Annotated in this window: 17 protein-coding genes and 2 pseudogenes; 10 read left to right on the forward strand and 9 right to left on the reverse strand. The window is 33.9% G+C overall.

What is annotated here, in order from left to right; translation table 11 throughout:
- From OF897_RS16575 to OF897_RS16615, 9 genes and pseudogenes are all read left to right on the forward strand, one after another.
- Window positions 1-128: pseudogene (locus tag OF897_RS16575) on the forward strand (peptidoglycan-binding protein LysM); the annotation flags it as partial.
- Window positions 129-259: 131 nt separating this feature from the next.
- Window positions 260-589: a hypothetical protein gene (locus OF897_RS16580; protein ID WP_267266787.1), complete on the forward strand. Its 330-nt coding sequence runs from the start codon at window positions 260-262 to the stop codon at window positions 587-589.
- Window positions 590-846: 257 nt separating this feature from the next.
- Window positions 847-1392 (forward strand): peptidoglycan-binding protein LysM, encoded by a 546-nt coding sequence (locus OF897_RS16585; RefSeq protein WP_267266788.1) that lies wholly within the window; start codon window positions 847-849, stop codon window positions 1390-1392.
- Window positions 1393-1471: 79 nt separating this feature from the next.
- A complete protein-coding gene (locus tag OF897_RS16590) occupies window positions 1472-2272 on the forward strand; it encodes a fimbrial biogenesis chaperone (protein ID WP_267266789.1) in 801 nt (266 codons plus the stop codon).
- Window positions 2273-2281: 9 nt separating this feature from the next.
- Complete coding sequence (locus OF897_RS16595; protein ID WP_267266790.1) at window positions 2282-5089, forward strand: hypothetical protein; 2808 nt, start codon at window positions 2282-2284, stop codon at window positions 5087-5089.
- A gap of 10 nt (window positions 5090-5099) precedes the next feature.
- Window positions 5100-6536 (forward strand): hypothetical protein, encoded by a 1437-nt coding sequence (locus tag OF897_RS16600; RefSeq protein ID WP_267266791.1) that lies wholly within the window; start codon window positions 5100-5102, stop codon window positions 6534-6536.
- A gap of 25 nt (window positions 6537-6561) precedes the next feature.
- Window positions 6562-9309: a PAS domain-containing hybrid sensor histidine kinase/response regulator gene (locus OF897_RS16605; protein WP_267266792.1), complete on the forward strand. Its 2748-nt coding sequence runs from the start codon at window positions 6562-6564 to the stop codon at window positions 9307-9309.
- A 61-nt stretch (window positions 9310-9370) separates the two neighbouring features.
- A complete protein-coding gene (locus OF897_RS16610) occupies window positions 9371-10105 on the forward strand; it encodes a sensor histidine kinase (protein ID WP_267266793.1) in 735 nt (244 codons plus the stop codon).
- Window positions 10105-10749 (forward strand): response regulator, encoded by a 645-nt coding sequence (locus OF897_RS16615; protein WP_267266794.1) that lies wholly within the window; start codon window positions 10105-10107, stop codon window positions 10747-10749. Before OF897_RS16610 ends, OF897_RS16615 begins: the two co-directional genes overlap by 1 nt.
- Window positions 10750-11532: 783 nt before the next feature.
- Here OF897_RS16615 and OF897_RS16620 read toward each other — a convergent pair.
- The 3 genes from OF897_RS16620 to OF897_RS16630 form a co-directional block, all read right to left on the reverse strand.
- On the reverse strand, window positions 11533-11910 hold the full coding sequence (locus tag OF897_RS16620; RefSeq protein WP_267266795.1) for an RNA polymerase sigma factor: 378 nt from the start codon (window positions 11908-11910) through the stop codon (window positions 11533-11535).
- A 272-nt stretch (window positions 11911-12182) separates the two neighbouring features.
- Window positions 12183-12467, reverse strand: a complete 285-nt coding sequence (locus OF897_RS16625) for a hypothetical protein (protein WP_267266796.1) — start codon at window positions 12465-12467, stop codon at window positions 12183-12185.
- A gap of 364 nt (window positions 12468-12831) precedes the next feature.
- The gene (locus tag OF897_RS16630; protein ID WP_267266797.1) at window positions 12832-13374 is read right to left on the reverse strand and encodes a hypothetical protein; all 543 of its coding nucleotides are present in this window, start codon (window positions 13372-13374) and stop codon (window positions 12832-12834) included.
- Window positions 13375-13874: 500 nt separating this feature from the next.
- On the opposite strand from OF897_RS16630, the pseudogene OF897_RS16635 reads away from it, so the two are divergent.
- Window positions 13875-14144, forward strand: a pseudogene (locus OF897_RS16635) (thiamine pyrophosphate-dependent enzyme); the annotation flags it as partial.
- A gap of 53 nt (window positions 14145-14197) precedes the next feature.
- Here the strand turns inward: OF897_RS16635 and OF897_RS16640 are convergent.
- The 6 genes from OF897_RS16640 to OF897_RS16665 form a co-directional block, all read right to left on the reverse strand.
- On the reverse strand, window positions 14198-15085 hold the full coding sequence (locus OF897_RS16640; RefSeq protein WP_267266799.1) for an AraC family transcriptional regulator: 888 nt from the start codon (window positions 15083-15085) through the stop codon (window positions 14198-14200).
- Between the two features lie 84 nt (window positions 15086-15169).
- Entirely contained in the window at window positions 15170-16285 is a 1116-nt protein-coding gene (locus OF897_RS16645) for an alanine/ornithine racemase family PLP-dependent enzyme (RefSeq protein ID WP_267266800.1), read from the reverse strand.
- A gap of 1 nt (window position 16286) precedes the next feature.
- Complete coding sequence (locus OF897_RS16650; protein ID WP_267266801.1) at window positions 16287-16733, reverse strand: GNAT family N-acetyltransferase; 447 nt, start codon at window positions 16731-16733, stop codon at window positions 16287-16289.
- A 9-nt stretch (window positions 16734-16742) separates the two neighbouring features.
- On the reverse strand, window positions 16743-17651 hold the full coding sequence (locus tag OF897_RS16655) for a universal stress protein (protein WP_267266802.1): 909 nt from the start codon (window positions 17649-17651) through the stop codon (window positions 16743-16745).
- A gap of 521 nt (window positions 17652-18172) precedes the next feature.
- A complete protein-coding gene (locus OF897_RS16660) occupies window positions 18173-18547 on the reverse strand; it encodes a response regulator (RefSeq protein ID WP_267266803.1) in 375 nt (124 codons plus the stop codon).
- A 5-nt stretch (window positions 18548-18552) separates the two neighbouring features.
- Window positions 18553-20079: a PAS domain-containing protein gene (locus tag OF897_RS16665; protein ID WP_267266804.1), complete on the reverse strand. Its 1527-nt coding sequence runs from the start codon at window positions 20077-20079 to the stop codon at window positions 18553-18555.
- Window positions 20080-20581 lie beyond the last annotated feature (502 nt).

The following is a 20581-nucleotide window of genomic DNA, read 5'->3' on the forward strand; positions in this document are numbered from 1 at the left end:
TGGGAAGTGCATTAACCCTGAATTTGGATTACATGATTCCTGCAGCGAAATCATCATCTTCAGATATCTTAGGTAAACCGGCGGGAACTTATACTCAAACCGTTACGTATACTGCGACTGCTTTATAATCAAATATTATTTTATATCATTAAAAAATTCGTTTGTACAAGTCTGAAATATCTTATCAACTAATGTTAAAATGGTCTGTGTTACTATGATAAGTTAATTTCAGGTAATAACTAAATAATTACAAGATAATATGCCGAATCTAATAAAAAAGCTATTGTTTTTACTTGAAATTGGTAATCATCAATTTGATAGCATCCTTTGGAAAACCCGTCCAGAAAAAAGAAAAACTCTTGTTAATGATATTTTCAAATTTAATGTTCCCATTGGAAAAAGCAAAAAAGAAATACTTGAACTTTTTGGATATGCGCCACATATTCATACTTCAATGACATGGTCTTATCCCGTAGAATCAGATAAATTTGGAAATACCCTTATGTTATTATCGTTATACTTTAAAGACGAAATTGTAACAAGTATTAAGATTGAAAACAAGGGGGGTATATTTAATTATTTGAATTAAATATAAGAGCCTAAAAAGTCAACAAACAGTAACTTATACTGCGACTGCTCTATAATAAAAAACACAGCAATTATAAACTGCCCTCAACACTTTCATAGTGTTGAGGTTTTTTCTTTTTAAACCAAATAATTAATCTGTGTAGTTATTTTACTACATCAACTTCCATTTTCCACTACAAAGAAACTTTTATGGCCGCTGTAAATTTGCAGTATACAAAAGAGAACAATTAAACAAAATTAAAATCAAATATTACTGCCATGAAAAAATTAATCGCAATCGCAGCCTTAACTATCGGAGCCATCATATTAGGAACTAATAATGTTCAAGCTCAAAATACAACCGCAACAACAACCGTAAACATTACCCTGAACGATGTGATCTCCATCGACGCAGGAAGTACCGCAATCGGTAATACGGTTGACTTTAACTATGCGACTGCAGCAGACTATAACTCTGATCAAACGATTACCAAAGCCAATTCTTTGAAAGTAACTTCAACAAAAAACTTTAATGTTAAAGTAAAAGCAGGGGGTGCTAATTTCATGAATGGAACCAACGTAATCCCTGTAAATGTTTTAACGATTAAAGCAGCTTCAGCTTCCGGAACAATGGGTGGAACAAAAAATGCTGTTGTTTTATCTGCAACGGATCAAAATTTAGTGACAAATGCTCCATTGGGAAGCGCATTAACCTTGAATTTGGATTACATGATTCCTGCAGTGAAATCATCATCTTCAGATATCTTAGGTAAACCAGCGGGAACGTATACTCAAACAGTTACGTATACTGCGACTGCTTTATAATAAATTTTTTAATCTATAAAGCTTTCTTTGTTACGTTTTCAGTAGTTTTGGGAATCTTTATTTTTAAACAATTTACACCATGCGCAAGTTTATTCATCTTTTCATTTTCTTTATTCTTACAGCGTCTTCATCAGTTCTGGCACAAAGTATTTCGATGTCGCCTACGCGCCTTTTTTTTACCGGTAATCCAGGAGAAAAAGTGACAAAAACGGTCACGCTGCAGAACAGCTCGGATAAGGATTATATTTTTAATCTCAACTATAAAGATTGGGCTAGGGAAGAAGACGGAAATAAAGTTTATCTTGAAGCAGGCAGTTCAAAAACATCTAATGCCGCTTGGGTGTCCACCTTAGAAAACGCAGTAACAGTTCCTGCGAGAAGTACTAAAGAGATTGTAGTAACCATGCAGATTCCGGCAAACGCATCAAAGTTTGCTGTTACAAACAGTATGTTATTTTTTACCCAACTTCCGCAGCAGGCAGATCAGGCTCGTATTCAGAACGGGATTGGTATTATTACCTTATTTGAAGTTGGACTTCACATCTTTTATACACCATCTGGAAACCAGACAAAAAGTTTGGATATTACCAATATATCAGAGGTGAATAATGAGAATGCAGTAAACAGAAAAGTCGCAGTAAGCATCCATAACGATGGAAATACCATCAATGATGCCACTGTTGAGTTTGAATTGACCAATACAGACAGTGGTAAGGAAATAAAACTATCTGCAATTGCAATTTCCATGCTTCCCAATACTGATCAGGTCGTTCAGTTTTCTTTACCAGAAAATATTTCAGGAAACTTTCTTGGTGTAGCTATTATTAAAATGGCCGGATCCAATGATTTACGCGTAGGCGAAAAAAACTTTAAATTTTAAAATTAAGTCTTGAAACCACAAAATGGAATGCCGACATCAATCCTAAGAAGATCAATATTATTTTTTGCATTTCTTCTTCTGCATTGTTCGTTTGCCTTTGCGCAGGAAAATAAGGATGTAGAGATCCATTTTGAAAATAACAGTGTAGCTGTTGAGAAAGGTTCTACTTTTACTAATTTCCTGGTCATTGAGAATAAAAGTTCTGAAGAAATTACCATTCAGAATGTCACACCTTATGAAAAGTATCCGGGTTTACTTTTCTATCCCAAAAATGAATTTACCTTAGGTGCCGGTCAGTCTAAAAATTTTCCTGTGAAATTGATCGCCAATGTGGATTTTATGAAACTGAAATCCAATGAGATTAAATTCCTGGTTTCGTACACGACATCGACGGTTAACAAAACTGAAAATGCCTCGTTCTTTGTTGAAAAAGAGGAGAACAAAAACATTGCAATTTATACGGCATCGTATGAAAATTTCATTAATCCCGCTTCTCCCGCTTCATCAATCCTTCTGATTGTAGAAAATCAGGGTTACGGTAAACGAACCGTTAAGATTGATTTGCAATCTATTCCTGATGGTTTGGAAATGATACCAAAACAGCAAACCGTATCGCTGGAAGGTTTAGAAAAGCAAACGGTTGAGATCAAAATTACAGTCAGAAAACAGAATACGATTTTCCCAGAATTTAATATTAATGCAACCGCCACTGACGTTCTTAATAATGAAATTGTGGGAAGCAATACGCTATACTTAATTATTTTATCAAACAACAGACAAATTGCCAGAGGAAACGAAGGGGTGAGCGGAAGTAATTATGCAGAAATTGCCTATAACGAAAACAGCTCAGGTTTCAATTTTCTTCAATTGAGAGGAAACACCATGTTTCGAGTGACTGAAAATTTGAAATCTCGTTTCAATATAGGTGCGGATTACTATCATGAAGACGGCCGTTATAACCTATATGATACTTGGCTGGAGCTGGAGAGAAAAAATACGGTATTACGGGTTGGGAATGTTAATAGTAACGATTATGATTATCCGGTTTTTGGAAGAGGTGGGAAAATGTCTACTCAATTCGATAAAAATAATCAGATTGAAGTTCTAGCGTTGGAAAATAATTACAACCTTTATGGTACCTATTTCCAGCAAACACAAGGATCTACCATAGTGGGTGGAAAATATGGTTTTGGGAATGCTAAATCTTTTACTGGGAAAGTGTCCTACATATTTGACCATGATCCGCGCTTTAACGTAGATACACAGGTGGCGAACGCAACAACATCATTGTTAATTAACGATAAACATACAATACGCACCGAGGTGGGATTCAGCCACGAAAAAGGTCTTTTGAACAAAGATGAAAACGCAGGCGCTTCAATGGGAGCGAATTATGAAGGGAAAATAGGGAAATGGGATATACAATCTGTGAATTCTCTTGCCACCAAAAGTTATGCAGGGATCAAAAGAGGATCTTTTTTCTCAAATCAACGGATCAGCCGCCAATTTTCTGCTACTCAGCGTGCCTTTATTCAATATCAGAATTCACAGGTAGACCCTGAGTTCCTAAGTTTCCAGAGCACGCCAATCCAGACTGTGAATACGGCTAATTTGCGTTATTACTTCAACAGCACAGAAGCTTTTGGATCAGGATATCAGTTTTCTGCAAAAAATTGGAATTTTCTGTTGTCTCCAAAAATTGAAAGGCAGAAAACAGCCAGTTTTTACACATCGCAGGAACTTTTCTCCTACCGAATGGAAGCCAACATAAGCACAACATTCGGCGCTCACGGATTGAACTGGACAGGGGAATATTCTTATTCAAAAGCAGACAATAATCCAGATTGGTTTAACAGTTTTAAAACATCTTTATCGTACAGATATAAATCATTCTCTCTTAACGGAACAGCCCAATGGAACGCAACTAATGTTTTTGATTTAAATTCTTATTACAACAACGTAGACCGCAATTTTGCCAATTACAATGTATACGCCTCGTATAATTTCCAGATGTTCAGTAGTAATCTGATCGGGTCTTTTTCAGCAGGAACTTTCTATTCGGAACTTTATAAAAATTTAAACAGCAATATCACCGGGAATCTGGAATATAAGATTTCGCCTTCTTGGTCCAGCACAGGTTATTTTAATCTTTCAGGATATAAATCTACGGCTGAGTATGCAAGCAGTGGTAGTTATTACCAGTTTAGAGTTGGAATTAAAAAATATTTTACCACAGCCACTGCTTTGGGAAATCATAAAGTGACGTTCCAGTTCTTTGAAGATAAAAATTTCAATGGACTTTTAGATTCAGGCGAAACAGTATTCGCTGATGAAATTGTAAAACTGCACAATTATGTCGCAATGACGGATAAGAATGGAAAGGTAATTTTTCAAAATGTGCCCGAAGGTATTTACACACTGAAAGTAAATGAAAGTGCGGGTGCACGATTGATGATGGATCCCGTTATGATGGTCAATAAAAATATCAACCGCAAAGTAGGCTTGGTGAAAAACATAAAGATTAGTGGAAAATTAACAGAAATCAAGCAAGCCTACGATGTTTTGGAGACTGATGTAACCGGTATTGTAGTGTATGCAAAAGGTGAAGATGGCGAGATCTATACCGCCATAGTCAACCAGAAAAATGAATTTGAGTTTTTCCTGAAAGATGGAAAATATGAACTCTATATTGAAAATGATAAATACATCTACACACAACCCACAAAAACGATTCAGGTGACAAAAGAAGGTTATCAGGAAATCGTGATTTTTGAATATAAGAAGAAAGACACCAACATTAAGGTGAAAAAGTTTTAAATTTAAAGGTATGAAGACGAAGAGTTTTTTTTTAGTGGGAATTTTTACTGTGTGCTTAGGGTCAACAGTTACAAAGGCTCAGGACGTATACCTGACTATCCCGGAAAATAATATTTTTAACAGGACTGAATTTACCTCAGTACCTACAAGAGTAATGACGAATACCAACAGAACAAACTGGGATTATGGCTTTTTGGGATTTGGGGCGATTGCTCCAACTTTTACTTCTACGTCCGGACCCACTTTTACTCAATCTTCTTCTTCACTATCCACTTTACCCAATTCTGTTCTTCTATGGCAGTTGGAAAGTATGGGAGGTCAGTTGCCATCTGTAGGACTTTCGGGTTCTTTACCAGGTTTTCAGGTTTTCAGTGCAAGTGCTGTAAAATGGTTTGAGCCGCCAACAACTGCATTTGGGGGAGGATTCAACCGGGGAAATATTAATTTTACATTTAAAATTCCTGCTGCACAATTTACGGCCAATACCTTCCGAGCCGGAAATTATTCTATGGATATCACTCAGAATTACAACGATTTCACACCACGTAATTTTAAAACAATTTTAGTCATCCCTTCATCGATACGATGGATTACAAACTCCTTAACAAAATATGTTGAAATATCTTCTTTGAATGACTATCGCAGTACCAGCACGAAAGTGTGGGATTTGGGGAATACGGAAATCGCACATACGGTCGATTTTAGTTTTTGGGCAAAAGCTGCTGCTACAAGTGTTCAGTTCATGTCATCTAAAGGTGTTTCAGGAACAAGAACTATAGCCAGTATTAAATTGGGGAGTAACGGATCTGCTCTCACGACCAAAGCTTTATCGGGCACTTTTCAGAATTTTTCTGCTGCTAATATTAGTGTTGGAGCGGGAAACAGAAACAGCTTCACCCCAGAGTTGTATGTCTCTGCAGACGATTTTAAGAATAATTTTTTCGAAGCTGGAACGTATACTTTTGAATTGAACCTTAATGCAAGAAGTACTGATAATTCAATTAACAGTTTGCAAAATACAGCTGTTCAGTTAAAGGTGCTTCCTCGGTCGGAGATCACCATCCCCAGCTCGGGACGAAATGTAAACTTCAATTTTAATACCGCTGCTCAATATACAAATGGTCAGTCACAAATGATTCCGAACCAAATTATATTATCCAATAATGAAAGTTTTGAACTGTATGTAAAATCGGACGAAAATTATTTCAAAAAAGGCGGTGTCCAGACAAATATCAATTCCAATATCTTACAAATTGGTGTGGAGGGAAGTTCTATAGATGCTCCTTTATCCAAAACACCACAAAAAATACTTTTTAACGGAACACCGGTTTTGGACCAGCAACTAGACGTAAGATATACTATACCACCTGCGGGTGCCCAAAGTTTGGTAGGGAAAGAAAATACTACGTACTCTATTAATGTCTATTATAGCTTTACGGCAATTTAACAATACTTTCTATAAAACTCTTTTTATGGACCATTTTAATAACAATAATAAATTGCCGAATCAGCACGATATTGATCAATTAAATGCATTCGAAAAAAAATATGACGATGTTTTTGATTTGTTAGTGTTTGCAGCTGCTAAAATGGCCAACATAGAGCTGTGTACCATCAGTATTACCTTGAAAGGGAAAGTATATGTTCTCGCCTCCAGTGATGGGTCCGTTAATCAAATCTATCCTCAGAATCCTCACTTTCTTTTGGATAATCACACTTCGATTTATGAGTTTAAGAACTTGGAATTTAAATTTCATAGAAGTTATCCCATCCCTGCTCTTGAGGACACTCTCATTGCTCATTTAAATTTATTTGGCAGGGAGGAGAAAAATTTAGGTAAACCAGAGGAAGAGCTAATCCATAAGATTCTGAACCAAGCGTCAAAATGGTTTTTGGTTAAAGAAAAAGAACAGCTATTACTTACTTATGATGCACTTTTTGAAACATCCACTGATTTGTTAGGCGTCTTGTCTTTAGAAGGGAAATTCGTAAAACTAAATCCAGCATTTACGAAAATATTTGGGTGGGACGATGAACAGTTCATTAGTAAAAGTTTTATTGAATATGTTCTTCCGGAAGACAAGCAATCAACTTTTCAGGCATTAGAAGCATCTGTGCTGGGGGAAACTTTATCTCATTTTACTAACAGATACATCATAAAATCCGGAGAGGTTAAATGGATTCAGTGGACCTTCACACCTGAACTTGAATCTGGAGTAGTATATGCCATCGGAAGAGATATTACAGAATTTACTACAAAAAAAAAATCACTCAAAAGAAGTGAGCAGAAGTATCGTGGTCTTTTTGAAAAAAATCAGGGAATAATAAGTATTCATGATACCGAAGGCAATTTTCTGGATGTCAATGAGGCCGGTTTAAAGGCTTCGGGTTTTTCCAGAGAAGAATTACTGAGCCTTAGTCTTTTTGATCTCATCATCCCGGAAAAGCATGAAAATGTAAAAGTGTACCTGAGCCAAATCAAAATAGCAAATCATGCTTCTGGTGAAATGACCATCCGCAAGAAAAATGGAGAAAAAGCAGTCTGGCATTTTATGAGTGCTATAGACGAAGATATCGATGGCAATTTGCAGGTAATGGCTAATGCAGTGGACATCACCGAAAGGATAAAGATGGAAAAGAAGATCTTGATAGCAAAAGAGCTGGCAGAAAAAGCCAATGTTTTAAAATCTGAGTTTGTAGCCAATATGAGCCATGAGATTAGAACCCCTTTGAATGGTATTATCGGTTTTACAGAGCTCCTTTTAGATACCAATCTGGACGAAACACAGAGGCAGTATTTAGAAATTATCAATCAATCCGGAGTTACCTTATACAGCATCATCAATGATATTTTAGACTTCTCAAAATTGGAAAAGCAAAAACTTAAGCTTAACCTTGACAAAGTAGAGATCGAAGAGATGATTTCAGAAGCCTTCAATATTGTTGCGTACAGTAGTACTACCAATAATCAGGTAGAAATGCTTTTTGATGTTGATGACACCATACCTAAATATATATGGACTGATGAGATGCGCTTAAAACAGGTTTTCGTCAATCTTTTGAGCAATGCTATAAAATTTACTGAAAAAGGTGAGATTGTTCTATATGTAAAAGTTTTAGATGATTTAGGAGAAGGAAAAAAACGAATCCGGTTTGGAGTTCGCGATACAGGAATTGGAATTAACAGCGAAAACCAGGCAGAAATTTTCAACGCATTTTCACAGGAAGATGGCGGTATTAGTAAAAGATATAGCGGGACTGGCCTTGGACTCACCATTTCAAACCAAATCTTGAACCTTGCCGGCAGTGCTTTACAGGTTGAAAGCGATCAGGGTAGGGGCAGTGACTTTTTCTTTGATATTCTGTTTGATACAGAGGAAGAGGAGTACGATTTAAGCTTAACTGATATTAAGAGAGTTTTGGTTGTGGATGATAATGAATACAATCGCAAAATCCTGAAAAGGATGTTGGAACGGAAAAATATTGAAGTTATTGAGTGTGATAGCGGGTTGAAAGCTTTGCTTTTAATCATGGATAAGTCCGATTTTGATGTAATTATTATGGATTATCATATGCCCGTTATGGATGGTATTGAAACCATCAGGAAAATAAAAAATATTATTACCGATACCACCAGTGTAGCACCGTATGTTGTTTTGTACAGCTCGTCAGATGACACAGATTTAAAAGATGCATGCGACGAATTAGAAATAGAAAATCGACTCGTAAAACCGATTCGCATGAAACAGATGTACCAGATTTTATCCAATTTAAAGAGTTCTGAAAAGAAAAAACCGGATCAAATAAAAACTGGTGGAAGTGAGACGAGCAGGGGCGAGATAAAAATTTTAATTGCTGAGGATAATGTCGTTAATTTGCTACTCACGAAAACTTATATAAAGGATATTATTCCTCAAGCTCTGATCATCGAGGCAAAAGATGGCACTGAAGCGGTTGAAAAATACGAAAAAGAAAATCCTGATCTTATTTTAATGGATATTCAGATGCCCCATCTTAATGGCATTGAAGCGACAAAAAAAATAAGGGTGTTGGAAAAAAACATAGAAATCCCTATTATTGCATTAACGGCGGGGAGTCTTCCTGGTGAGAAAGAAAAGTGTATGCAAGCAGGAATGTCAGACTTTTTAACCAAACCTTTATTAAAACAAACCCTGTCTGATATGATTAAAAAATGGTTTGGCAAAGAGATCGAAAAGTAAACCGCAAAATCAGCTTTAAAAGATATTGAAATGGCAATTTCTTTACATTGATACTTATATTATGGAGGAATTTATCAAGGAACTGCAGATAAAAATCGAAAAACTGGAAAACGAAATCAATTTCAAGAACGGACTGATCTCGTTATTGTCTCATGATTCAAAAGAACTGTTTGGAAATTTTCTATGGCTTCTGGAAGCAATGGAACAAAAGACCATAAGTGAGGAAGATTTTTTTAAGTTGTTACCGGAGATAAAAAGAGATGCTCAAAAGAATCTGCAAACCGCTCAGGACAGCACCGCCTGGCTAAAAACACAATATGGTGAATATAAGATTAAACCTGTGAAAATCATGGTGATGGATCTTTTTTACCATTTGGAAGAAAAATACGCTGCTGGATTAAAAGAAAAAAATATTAAATTTTATTTTAAAGGCGATCCCGAAGCATTTCTTACAACCGATTATTTGTTGCTCAAATATATTTTAGACAAGATTTTTAATAATGCGGTAAAATACTCTTTTCCGGGAAAAGATATTTATTTACAGGAAGTTACAGTAGATGATCAGATCATACTTTCTGTGATCGACTTCGGAACTGGAATAGATGAAAAGTATTTATCTGCCATCTACACCTATGAGAACCCCATATTCAAGGGAACTGCCGGCGAAAAAGGAGTTGGATTAAGTTTGAAAATTGTTAAAAATTTTATATCCTTGATGCATGGAAAAATCAACATCTTTTCGTCTGAAAATAATGGTACTACGGTTTCCCTTTTTTTACGTAAATTTATAGAATAATGGGTTTAAAAGTAAACGTGCATATTATCGTTGCAGACGATCATGGTATTGTCCGCATGGGTTTAATACAAACCATCAAACGGCTTCTACCTGATGCTGTAATCTCTGAAGTAGAGGATTTTAAAGCACTGTACAAAGTAATTTTGAATGAAAAACTTGATCTGGCCATTATGGATGTCAATATGCCTAATGGTTCTGTTCAGGAAGCGATTGATTATATAAAAATACATCAACCAGACTTAAAAGTTCTGATATTCTCTTCTCAAGATGAAGAATTGTACGCAATGCGTTATTTAAAGATGGGTGCAGGTGGTTATCTCAGCAAGCAAAGCTCCAATTCAGTAATTGAAACCGCTTTGACGGCGATGCTTAGTACTGGCCGATATGCAAGTGAAGAAGTAAAAGAAGCGATGTTTTTAGAATCATTAAATGGTCCAACAAAAAAAACGACTCTTGAATCTCTCTCAGACCGCGAATTGCAAATTGCTAATAAGCTTGCAGAAGGTATTCCCCTCAAAGAACTTTCAAATCAATTAAACCTCCACTCATCTACGGTTAGTACCTATAAGAACCGGCTGTTTGAAAAACTGAAAATACGATCGATCCCTGAATTGGTGGAAATACTAAGGTTGTATAATCATTAAACATGTTTATTGTTGGAGTTGCTGACTTTGTTGTGGCACAATTCTTATCCCGTACAACTTTTATATCAGTTTGTCAGCATAATGTAGATCTTTGATTGCTTGTATAAGCCGAAACACAGGAATGGATTTATTTTCCGATTTATTCCTTCAGTCATTTTTTCTTACTAAGAATTCAAATCTTTTCCATAAGATAATGGTATCTGCTTTACAATAAATCGTAGCAGTTATTTTGTGTGATGAATCATCATTACGCATGACCTCAATTATTTATGCTGTCTCGCTTTTTTTGTCATTATTACTAAATTTTAAGATTAAAACATTGCAAGTACTTCCTTAAATGGTTAGTGATTTTTAGCCTGTAAATCTTCCAAACCAATGCTAAATTTCAAAGCTTCAAGATAATTTTGAATAGTATTAAAAATATGGAAGCATTATGAGTTGATAAAAATTTTCCGAATTTAACCTTATTGTGGTTGAAATTTTACTTCAAACAAAAATTTAATATATGGTATGTTATTTGTAAAGTGATGTTTTGTTAAAATTAATCTTAATGAGATATATAAAAATTAAATATTTAGCCTTTAAAAAGTATATGAAGAGAAAAATTTTTATTGAGGATGTTGTATAGATTACTACTTACTGAAAATTGTATCATTGAATTATAATTTTTCTGGGGAATGTTGAAGGGATAATTTTTCTCAGTGACGAAGTTTTTTGAATTTCTTCTTTTGCTGTAGTTTTATTTTATACTGTCGGTCAGATTTTCTTATTAATTGGGTTATTTTACGCAATGGATTGATTAGTTAGAGCCGGTTCAATAACATCTGTAAATTTTATTGAAATTGCTGCACAATTTTTAACTTCAATCGTAAACTTTCTATGATTATTTTGTAAATAATCTCTGATGTTTTCAGTTGTGATTTGTAACATCCATATCAGGAAATTATTATGAGTAGGTAATTGTGAGGATTTATTCCAGATTTTAATGAAAACTTCTTGCAAAATGTCTGATGAATATTTTTCTGACAGACCTGAATTCAATAAAAAACCATATAAAATAGGACTGTAAAAATCATAGATATAAGTAAATTCTTTTATTTTTCTTGTTTTGAGTAACAGAAATAGTTCGGTATCGGAATATTGTAATTGTTTGATTTTCATGACTCAAAGAAGAATATTTTAAACTTATTAATTTTTTACAGACCCTTCTTCACAATCACTAAATTCTTTCTGTTATGTTTAACATATCAAATGTTGTGCTAAAATTTATTTAGCTAAATTTAAAACTCTGATAAATTTTGAAATTCTATGTACTGGAAAAGAGTCTATTGCTTTTATCATAAAATTTTTTACTCTCCTCAAATAGTAATTGGAAAATATTTCAGTTTTAGAAATTGGAATAAATATTACTGTATTTTTTGTTAAGGATGACTCTAAAAATTTAATATCTTATATTCCGAACTTTGATGTTCGAAATAGTAAATGCTTTTGACTTTAAACCAAAGAAAATATATAACCAATGCAATATCTACTACTTTATCTTCTTCAAAATTAAAGATGATTTCCTCATGAAAAATATTTAATTTATACATACGGAAAAACCAAATATAGTCATCAGATTTTCTTGAAGGTTGACCAAAAAATGAACTGATTTCATCTTTTGAATGATGAAGATGTTTCTCAACCATCTTTTTCAGTTTTACAATATTTTTATCCACAAATATTAATAATTTAATTTAATGAATCTTGTAGTTGTGCACAAGTAGGTAAAGGTACAAAATTGTGAATTTATTTTGCTTTTCTACTGAAGAAAATGGCGTTAAAAAATATTATCTAGAGATATTTGCCTGTAAGGTTTTAATTCTTTTTCTTAATTTTATATTTGGTGTAGTAAAAGGATTTTTTATAAATGAAATCTGTATTATGTTTTATTAATTAAGGAATTATACATACTATCACGAATTCCTTTATTTTTCATAAAAATTTAGCACTTCTCAATTATAGAAGAGTTATAAGAATTTGTACAAAGAGGTGTGTAATAGCCAAATTAAAAACTAAAATAGGGGATTATTGCATGAAAACTTATTGCGCATCATATTCTATATGAATTCCGGGATGATAGGCAGAAGCTTTTTCCATTAGATGTCTTCTTTGAATTGGGTTATTTTCAATTGCAAAAAAAAATGAACTGCCTTTTATTGTTTTGAAACTTACGATTTTATTTTGTCTTCCTCTTGCAAATACACTTGCTTTAATTTTGATCTCTTTAAGTTCAGTAAAGTGAAAATCGGGTTGTCTAAACCATGTAAATACTCTAATTTGACCTGAATAGATAATAAAAGACGGAAGAAACTTTTCCAGCCAAAATCGGGATTCATTAATTTGTTTTAAGGTTTTCAAATCATCATTACTCATCAAGATTAATACTTCTCTGTAACTTCTAAGAAAACGAATACTGAGAATAAGCACAATGATGAGTAATATTAATAGGATTGTAAATAAGGTTGAAACAAAACTCTCAGTAGGTAAATTCAATTGTTTATTGAAAAGTGTATAGATGACAACACCAGCCGCTGTAATAGTTATAAAGATTGCTAGGATAACAATGATAATTATTTTACTCATAAAGATCTTGCTAAGAAGCAGCTTTCGGTACTCGTCATTTTGCATAGGATTATATAAAACAATTATTAAATTCTATAATTGCAAGTTAAAAGCCAAAAAACAAGAGAAACGATATTTTTATCTTAAATAATTTGTAAGATTCAATACATTATTACTTCTTTAGTTATGAGACTTGCGAAATGTTAAGCAAATATTCTAATAAATAGAGCTTAATGTTGTATCGGATTCAGATACTACACGACTATTGTGAATAAATTACAAAGTTTAGGTATGTTAATTCTGATTTATCAAATAATCTCTATTCAATACTTATTGGTTAAGCTTTTGCCAATCAATCGGTAATATAAATGAGAAGGTAGTATCTTCGTTTTGAAACTTTCGACCTGTATCGTACTATGGTGAAGTTCAATAATTTCTTTAGAGAGATAAATTCGGGTTCCAAATGCTGATATAGTTTTACTATTAATATCTTTAGATATCATTCAAATATTCGATGCTGATCTTTGCCAATGGCAATAGGAGCTGTCGCCGCATCTCTAAATAGACAAGTTATTACGATGAGTGGGTGATGGAGGTTATCTATGCTTTTAGGGGATTTGGCGGTTGTTATGCAATACCAGTTTCCGATTAAGATTTTTATTTTTAATAATCATTCGTTAGGAATGGTTAAGCTTGAAATGGAAGTTGCAGGTTACGTTGACTGGAAGACTGACATGATAAATCCGCCTTTTGATAAAATTGCAGAATTAATGAATATAAAAGGCCTAGAATAAAAAGATCCAGAAAAAGCTGAATCTTTTTATTCTATAAATTAAAATTAATTTTATATTTCACTTTTAGTTTTCAACAATCGATATTGATTAGGAGAATATTTCATTGCAGACTTAAAATATTTTCCAAAATGAGAATTGTCATTAAATCCAAGCTCAGAAGAAATCTGTGTAACAGAAAGGGTAGTATGAAGAAGTAATCGCTCAGCCTCAAGAATAACTCTGTTTTTTATCAATTGACCTGCAGAAATATCCAGACTTTCTTTAATGAGCGCATTGAGATAGTTGGCTGTAAGATTTAGTTTTGAAGCATATTGTGAGGTCGTTTTTAAATCTTTAAAATGTTGGTTAACCAAATTGCTGAACTCATTTATGATTTGTTTTTTATGATCAACCGATCTATTAATATGATTTTTTTTATTTGAATTTCGAATATATTTTAATACAAAAACTTTAAGCAGGAGGCAGATAATTTCTTTTCGTAATAATCTACTTTTAAAGTATTCATTTTGAAGTTCATCATAGGTTTGTGCCAGGTCAGCTAAGTTTTCATCAGATAATTTTATAAAAGGTGCCACATCATTCAAAGCAGTATCACTCTTAATCATTTTATTTCCGGTGTAAACATAATTATAAAACGACTTTGTAAACATCAGTACGTTTCCATCGTTACACTGAATGTCTTTGAAATGATATACCTGATTGTAATTAATGAAAAAAAACTTTCCGGGTTTTACATTGAATTCCCGATCATCAATGACGATTGATCCTTCCGCATCTTTTAAAATTAAAACGGCGTAGAATTTATTTTTAAAATGAAAGCCGGAATCAGCCTGTATCTTCTCAGCCAACTCATGAAACGGCATCATCACAAACTCATTTCGTAAGAAAGAATGTTTATTTACTTGGCTTAAGGTGAGAGATTGAATTGTATGATTCAAGATTTTTAATTTTTCTACTCAAATATAAACATAAAAAATACCACAATTTTGGCGTGGTATTTTTTTGATATAATTATATCAATGTTAATTACTGTGTTCTAAAATTTTAAAGTGCTGCGGATTTAACTTGTTATCAATTACCTTATCCACATATTCAGAATTCATAGCACGTAAAACAGCCATGTAGTCCATGCTGAAATCAATCGTATCTCCCACGTGATAATCTTTGCTGTTATCTACAAGATCCAGGATCATCATATCGGAGCTGGCCCCGATAATTGCAATCCCTGAAGAAATAGGTTGTAAATGCTTTGGGTCAATATCTAAAATTCCAACATCGAGGATTGCTCGTACAGAAGTTTTACCTTTGTTTATATCATCATGAATGGGGGTTTCACCTGTAAGATTGGTTCCGGCATTTCCAGCCGGGATCATCGGCTTCTGTACAATCTCAATGATTTCAGCAGTCAGCTGAAAAACATCATGGTGCATACCTTTAATCATTGAATCGTTGTAAACATCAGTACCAAAAAACAAAGTTTCACCCACTCTGAAATGATTAATTCCTTCCGGTATTTTGTTTTTAAACAGTAAAGGGATGGTCACTGATGATCCTGCCGAAATAAAGGGAATCTTAGTCTGATGAATTTCTTCAATAATCTCTTTAAAGCGATGAAGTTTAATCAGCTTTTTCTCGTCAGGAAGTATTCCGTTGAGGCAGTTGAGATTAGTTCCTATTCCTACAATCTCTATGTTTGGTATCTGTGCAGCTTCACCATAAAACTGCGACAGGTTCTTCACCATAATGCCTTCTCTGAGTTCTCCCATTTCCACCATAATCACAATTTTGTGGGTTTTATTTTGTTGAATGGCTTCATCAGAAAGAGCTTTAATCGTATCCAGCTCTGTATTAAAGCTGACGTCTGCATATTTTACAATGCTTCGGGCTAATCGTTTCGCAGGTGGCTTTATGTAGACTGTCTTTGTTGTTGGAGATAGCTTTTTAATATGCTTTAAGTTGCTTAAACGGGAATCGCAGACTTCTTTGTCAGAGATTTCCAAAAGACATTTGAGAAACTTTTCATTTCCGCAAAGCAGTTTCGATACTACAGCCCATTCGATATGGTTTTCTTCGAAAAGTTGATCTAGATAATGATAGTTGTGAAGTAATTTATTTGTGTTTAAAGTAATATATGACATTTTATTTTTTTAATCGCATTTCAAGATATTTACTGGAAAATCCCAGTTTCCTGTATAGATGTATTGCCGGATTTTCCGGTTCACAGTGGAGTGCGATGTCCCCCTGTGAAGAATCAATAGCGTACTGCATGAGTTTTTTCCCAATTCCCTTACCACGTACATTTTTATCAGTAGCAATGTAGACGAGAATATTTTCAGGTATATAACCGCTCATTCCGGTTTTATTGACGACTACTGCACCAACTAACTGATCTGTGCTTTCATCTCGCGCCGTAATGATCAGTCCTCCCGTTTTATTTTCTAATCCTAGCGAATAGCTGACAGCGTCAGAAATATCTGCTTTCGGATCACCGTATTGTTCAAGATGTTCAAAAAGAAACTGAATGATTTCCTGTTGTTGGTTGGCGTTGGTTCTGTTTTCATCTGAATATTTTTGTAGTGTAATCATATCGTTGTGTTATCCCGGATGTGGCAATGTAATGTCAAAACCAACATTATCTTCCGAATAGTTTTTGGTCTTGACGCTTTTGTTTTTTAAAAAAAGCAAAGGCACATCCGTATAATTAATAATCTGTTTAAAGAAATTTTCAGAAAAAAATGATTTCCAACTGTCTTCATCCTGATAATTAAGAATAATGATATCAGCATCGTCCTCTTCTGAAAATTTTGAAATTTGCGTTGCCTTGTCGCGGGTCAGTAAAAACTGCGAATGATATTCCTGCGACTTTATGGCGATTGTCGTTCTGGCTCTTTGATAAGCATCTTTGATTTTTATCAAATCCTCATCTGTACTAATTCCCAGTAGGCTTATGACGCCGTTGTTTCTTTTAGCAATGGCAACCGAAAGATCAATTTTATTGGTTAGATCTTCCAAAACACGAATCGGAACGAGTATTTTGTCGAATGAATATTTTTTACAATCTTCGGGTACCAATAAGACAGAGCAGTTCGCCTCAGTTAATATCTGATAAGATAATGATCCTAAAATCAGTTGTGAAAAGTTTTGATGGCCAGAGCTCCCGCAGATTACGAGATCAACTGTCTCGAAATCAATAACCTCGTTAATTCCATGTATTAAACGATCATTTTTGATGACCGATTGTATTTCCAAAACAGGATATTGAGCTTTTAAAGAAATTTCAAGTTCCTTTAATGCACGTTGTGTCTTTAGAAAATTCTCATTGATTGTTTCTGCACCGATGATTTGCTTTCCTGTTCTGTCGATGATCGCATGATTGGTGATGTTGTGAAGTAAAATGATTTTTGCTTTATGACGTGCAGCAATGTGCACCGCCATTTTGACTGCATTATTTGATTTGTCTGAGAAATCGACTGCTACTAAGATTTTCCTGATTAAATTTTGCATTTTGGTTTGTGAATATTAATTCAAATTGAGAATACAAAACTAAGGTGCATAACTTTTAAATCATGTTAAGAATGAATACAGTTATGGTATATTTTATCTTTTTTAATTAAAAATAAAGAATGACTGATCGATCGAACAAGATTCTTCATCTAAGATAGATGCAAAATGAATGATGAATAATGTCTTAAAAGGTAATTAAAAAAAATATACACGAACTATCCGATATCAAAAGTGAAGATTTTAATGTACTATTTGATCAGGGGGAACACAGAATCCAGTGAAAGATATGGCTTCGCAGCAGCTTATTCTTGATTTTTATACGAATGAAGAACCGACAACATTGGTGTTTCACGCACAATTTTTTTTGAAAAATGTTAAAATAAACTGAGGAGCTATTTAAGTTAAGTAAAGATCCTATAAATATAAAATGCGGCACTAAGCCGCTCTTAATATTATAGCGTTATTAACTTTTCATAAAAATTGTTTTATGCTAAGCTAATTAAGATCAATGATCAGGTGTTTTACATTTGATATTGTGTCAATACCTTTCGTATCGTGTTTGCAACATTATCCATATCAAATGGTTTAGCGATGAAATCATCGGCACCAGCATCTTTTGCAATATGCTTTCCATCTACACTTACAGAAAATATGATTACCGGAAGTTTCTGAAATTCAGGAGTTATCCGTATCGTTTTCAATAACTGATCCCCGGATAACACAGGCATCCAAAGATCCATCAATAATAAATCGGGTCTTACATTAGCGACCTCTTTAAGTAGATTTGTGCTGTTATTTTCTGTAAAAACAGAAAAGCCTTCCATTTCAAGCATCATTTCCAAAACCTCCAAGATTCCGGCATCATCATCACAGATCATTATTTTTTGATTGTTCATTTAAATTAGTTTTTCATAATGGGTAAAGTGAAGTTAAACGTTGATCCTGAACCAATCTCACTTTCCACCCAAAGTGTTCCCTCATGACCTGCGATGATTTCGTGGCAGATGTACAGACCTATTCCCATACCCGGGAATTTTTTCTGAATATCTCTTGCCCTGAAAAATCTTTCGAATATCTTCAATTGATCCTGCTGGCTAACGCCCATTCCATAGTCGGTAACAGATATCTTAACAAAATTTCCTACACGAGTACAGTGAACATCGATTTTATTCTGTCCGGGAGAATATTTGATCGCATTGGATACCAAATTGCTAATTACCTGAGAAATCTGTAATTCATCACCAAGTACGGTTGAATTTGTATCAGCGCTGATCGATATAATATAAGATGGACTTGCAAACGTTAAATTTTCAACGGTATCTCTTACCAATCGGTCAATTTCAAATGGATCCTTATGAATTTCAATGTTTCCGGACTGTATCTTTGAGGTGTCAAGAAGCTCGGATATCAAGTTATTGAGACGATCGACATTGATCGATACCTTTTCCAATGTTGATATAAATTTCTCTGAAGATCCTTCTGGAATCATTCTCTCAAGAATCTGCACAAAACCTTTTATGGTTGTGAGCGGTGTCTTGAGCTCATGACTTGCAATTGACAGAAAATCATCTTTCCGCCTGTCAATCTCCTTTTTTTCTGTGATATCTTCAATGGCGATCAGGATCCGATCCTTATATTGACCTTCAAATTCTATCCTGTATGCATTTACCAACATAATCTTTCTTCCGATGTAAGGAAAATCGTGTTCAACCTCAAAATCAATAACCGGATTATTAGTGGGTAATATTTTGGTCAAAAGGTTCTTCAAAGCTTCGATATCCCATTGGTGGTTTCCCAATTCGAACAGTATTTTGCCTACCGTATCTTCCTGTGTTACTTTGAATGAGTTTAAAAAATGGTTGTTTGCACTGAGCACCTTATATTCTGCATCTAATACTAGAAGACTTTCCCTTACCGTCTGTATAATACTCGAAAGAAATGCCTGATTATCGTGCAGTTCCTGAGTGCGTTCAAGGATCTTCTTTTCCACGGAAGCTTTTTCTTCACGCAGCTCGATCTGTGACTTTTTGCGTTCCGTAATATCATTTTGTACCCCTATGAAATGAGTGACCTGTCCCTCATCATTTTTAACAGGAGAAATAATCAATTCATTCCAGAACAAGGTGCCATTCTTTCTATAGTTCCGAATCTCAACAGTACATTCTTTACCATTTTTCACTGCATCTTTAATAATCCTCCTTTCCTCTTGTGTTCGATCCTGAGCCTGCAAAAATCTACAATTATGACCAATGATCTCATTGTGTGTATAACCCGTAATGTTTTCAAAAGCCTTGTTGCAATAGATTATGGGATTGTCATGCTGTGTATTATCTGTAATGATAATTCCTGATTTCGCTGAATTTAGGGCCTGTAGATAAATATTATTAAGATAATCATTTTCAGTTCCCTGATTTGTATGTGGTCTCAATATTTTTTGATTTAAAATTAACTAAATAGATGTAACGCTTTCATCTATAATGTTATGTTTTATATTTGCTATTCAAAAGCCTTGTTGCAATAGATTATGGGATTGTCATGCTGTGTATTATCTGTAATGATAATTCCTGATTTCGCTGAATTTAGGGCCTGTAGATAAATATTATTAAGATAATCATTTTCAGTTCCCTGATTTGTATGTGGTCTCAATATTTTTTGATTTAAAATTAACTAAATAGATGTAACGCTTTCATCTATAATGTTATGTTTTATATTTGCTATTAAAATTTTGCCTGTAAATTTAATGATTAAAATTAAATTTCAACATGCTCATCTAGTGATTTCTTAGGTTGGTAAAAAAAAAGAAATAGGAGGTAATTAAATTTGCTCAAACCAAAATATATCAAGAATTTCAAAAAAATTCGGTAAATAAGTTTGTTCTTTTTCTATTATTTAATCTTTGATACTTGCAGATTTATTGTTGCACATCTTTC

Source organism: Chryseobacterium formosum (genome assembly GCF_026460885.1).
Classification (GTDB): Bacteria; Bacteroidota; Bacteroidia; order Flavobacteriales; family Weeksellaceae; genus Chryseobacterium; species Chryseobacterium formosus.

What these genes read in the sequence shown, in the direction of transcription:
- OF897_RS16580 (WP_267266787.1), top strand. Translation starts at nt 260, where the DNA reads ATGCCGAATCTAATAAAAAAGCTATTGTTTTTACTTGAAATTGGTAAT.
- OF897_RS16585 (WP_267266788.1), top strand. Translation starts at nt 847, where the DNA reads ATGAAAAAATTAATCGCAATCGCAGCCTTAACTATCGGAGCCATCATA.
- OF897_RS16590 (WP_267266789.1), top strand. Translation starts at nt 1,472, where the DNA reads ATGCGCAAGTTTATTCATCTTTTCATTTTCTTTATTCTTACAGCGTCT.
- OF897_RS16600 (WP_267266791.1), top strand. Translation starts at nt 5,100, where the DNA reads ATGAAGACGAAGAGTTTTTTTTTAGTGGGAATTTTTACTGTGTGCTTA.
- OF897_RS16605 (WP_267266792.1), top strand. Translation starts at nt 6,562, where the DNA reads ATGGACCATTTTAATAACAATAATAAATTGCCGAATCAGCACGATATT.
- OF897_RS16610 (WP_267266793.1), top strand. Translation starts at nt 9,371, where the DNA reads ATGGAGGAATTTATCAAGGAACTGCAGATAAAAATCGAAAAACTGGAA.
- OF897_RS16615 (WP_267266794.1), top strand. Translation starts at nt 10,105, where the DNA reads ATGGGTTTAAAAGTAAACGTGCATATTATCGTTGCAGACGATCATGGT.
- OF897_RS16620 (WP_267266795.1), bottom strand. Translation starts at nt 11,910, where the DNA reads ATGAAAATCAAACAATTACAATATTCCGATACCGAACTATTTCTGTTA.
- OF897_RS16630 (WP_267266797.1), bottom strand. Translation starts at nt 13,374, where the DNA reads ATGAGTAAAATAATTATCATTGTTATCCTAGCAATCTTTATAACTATT.
- OF897_RS16645 (WP_267266800.1), bottom strand. Translation starts at nt 16,285, where the DNA reads ATGTCATATATTACTTTAAACACAAATAAATTACTTCACAACTATCAT.
- OF897_RS16650 (WP_267266801.1), bottom strand. Translation starts at nt 16,733, where the DNA reads ATGATTACACTACAAAAATATTCAGATGAAAACAGAACCAACGCCAAC.
- OF897_RS16655 (WP_267266802.1), bottom strand. Translation starts at nt 17,651, where the DNA reads ATGCAAAATTTAATCAGGAAAATCTTAGTAGCAGTCGATTTCTCAGAC.
- OF897_RS16660 (WP_267266803.1), bottom strand. Translation starts at nt 18,547, where the DNA reads ATGAACAATCAAAAAATAATGATCTGTGATGATGATGCCGGAATCTTG.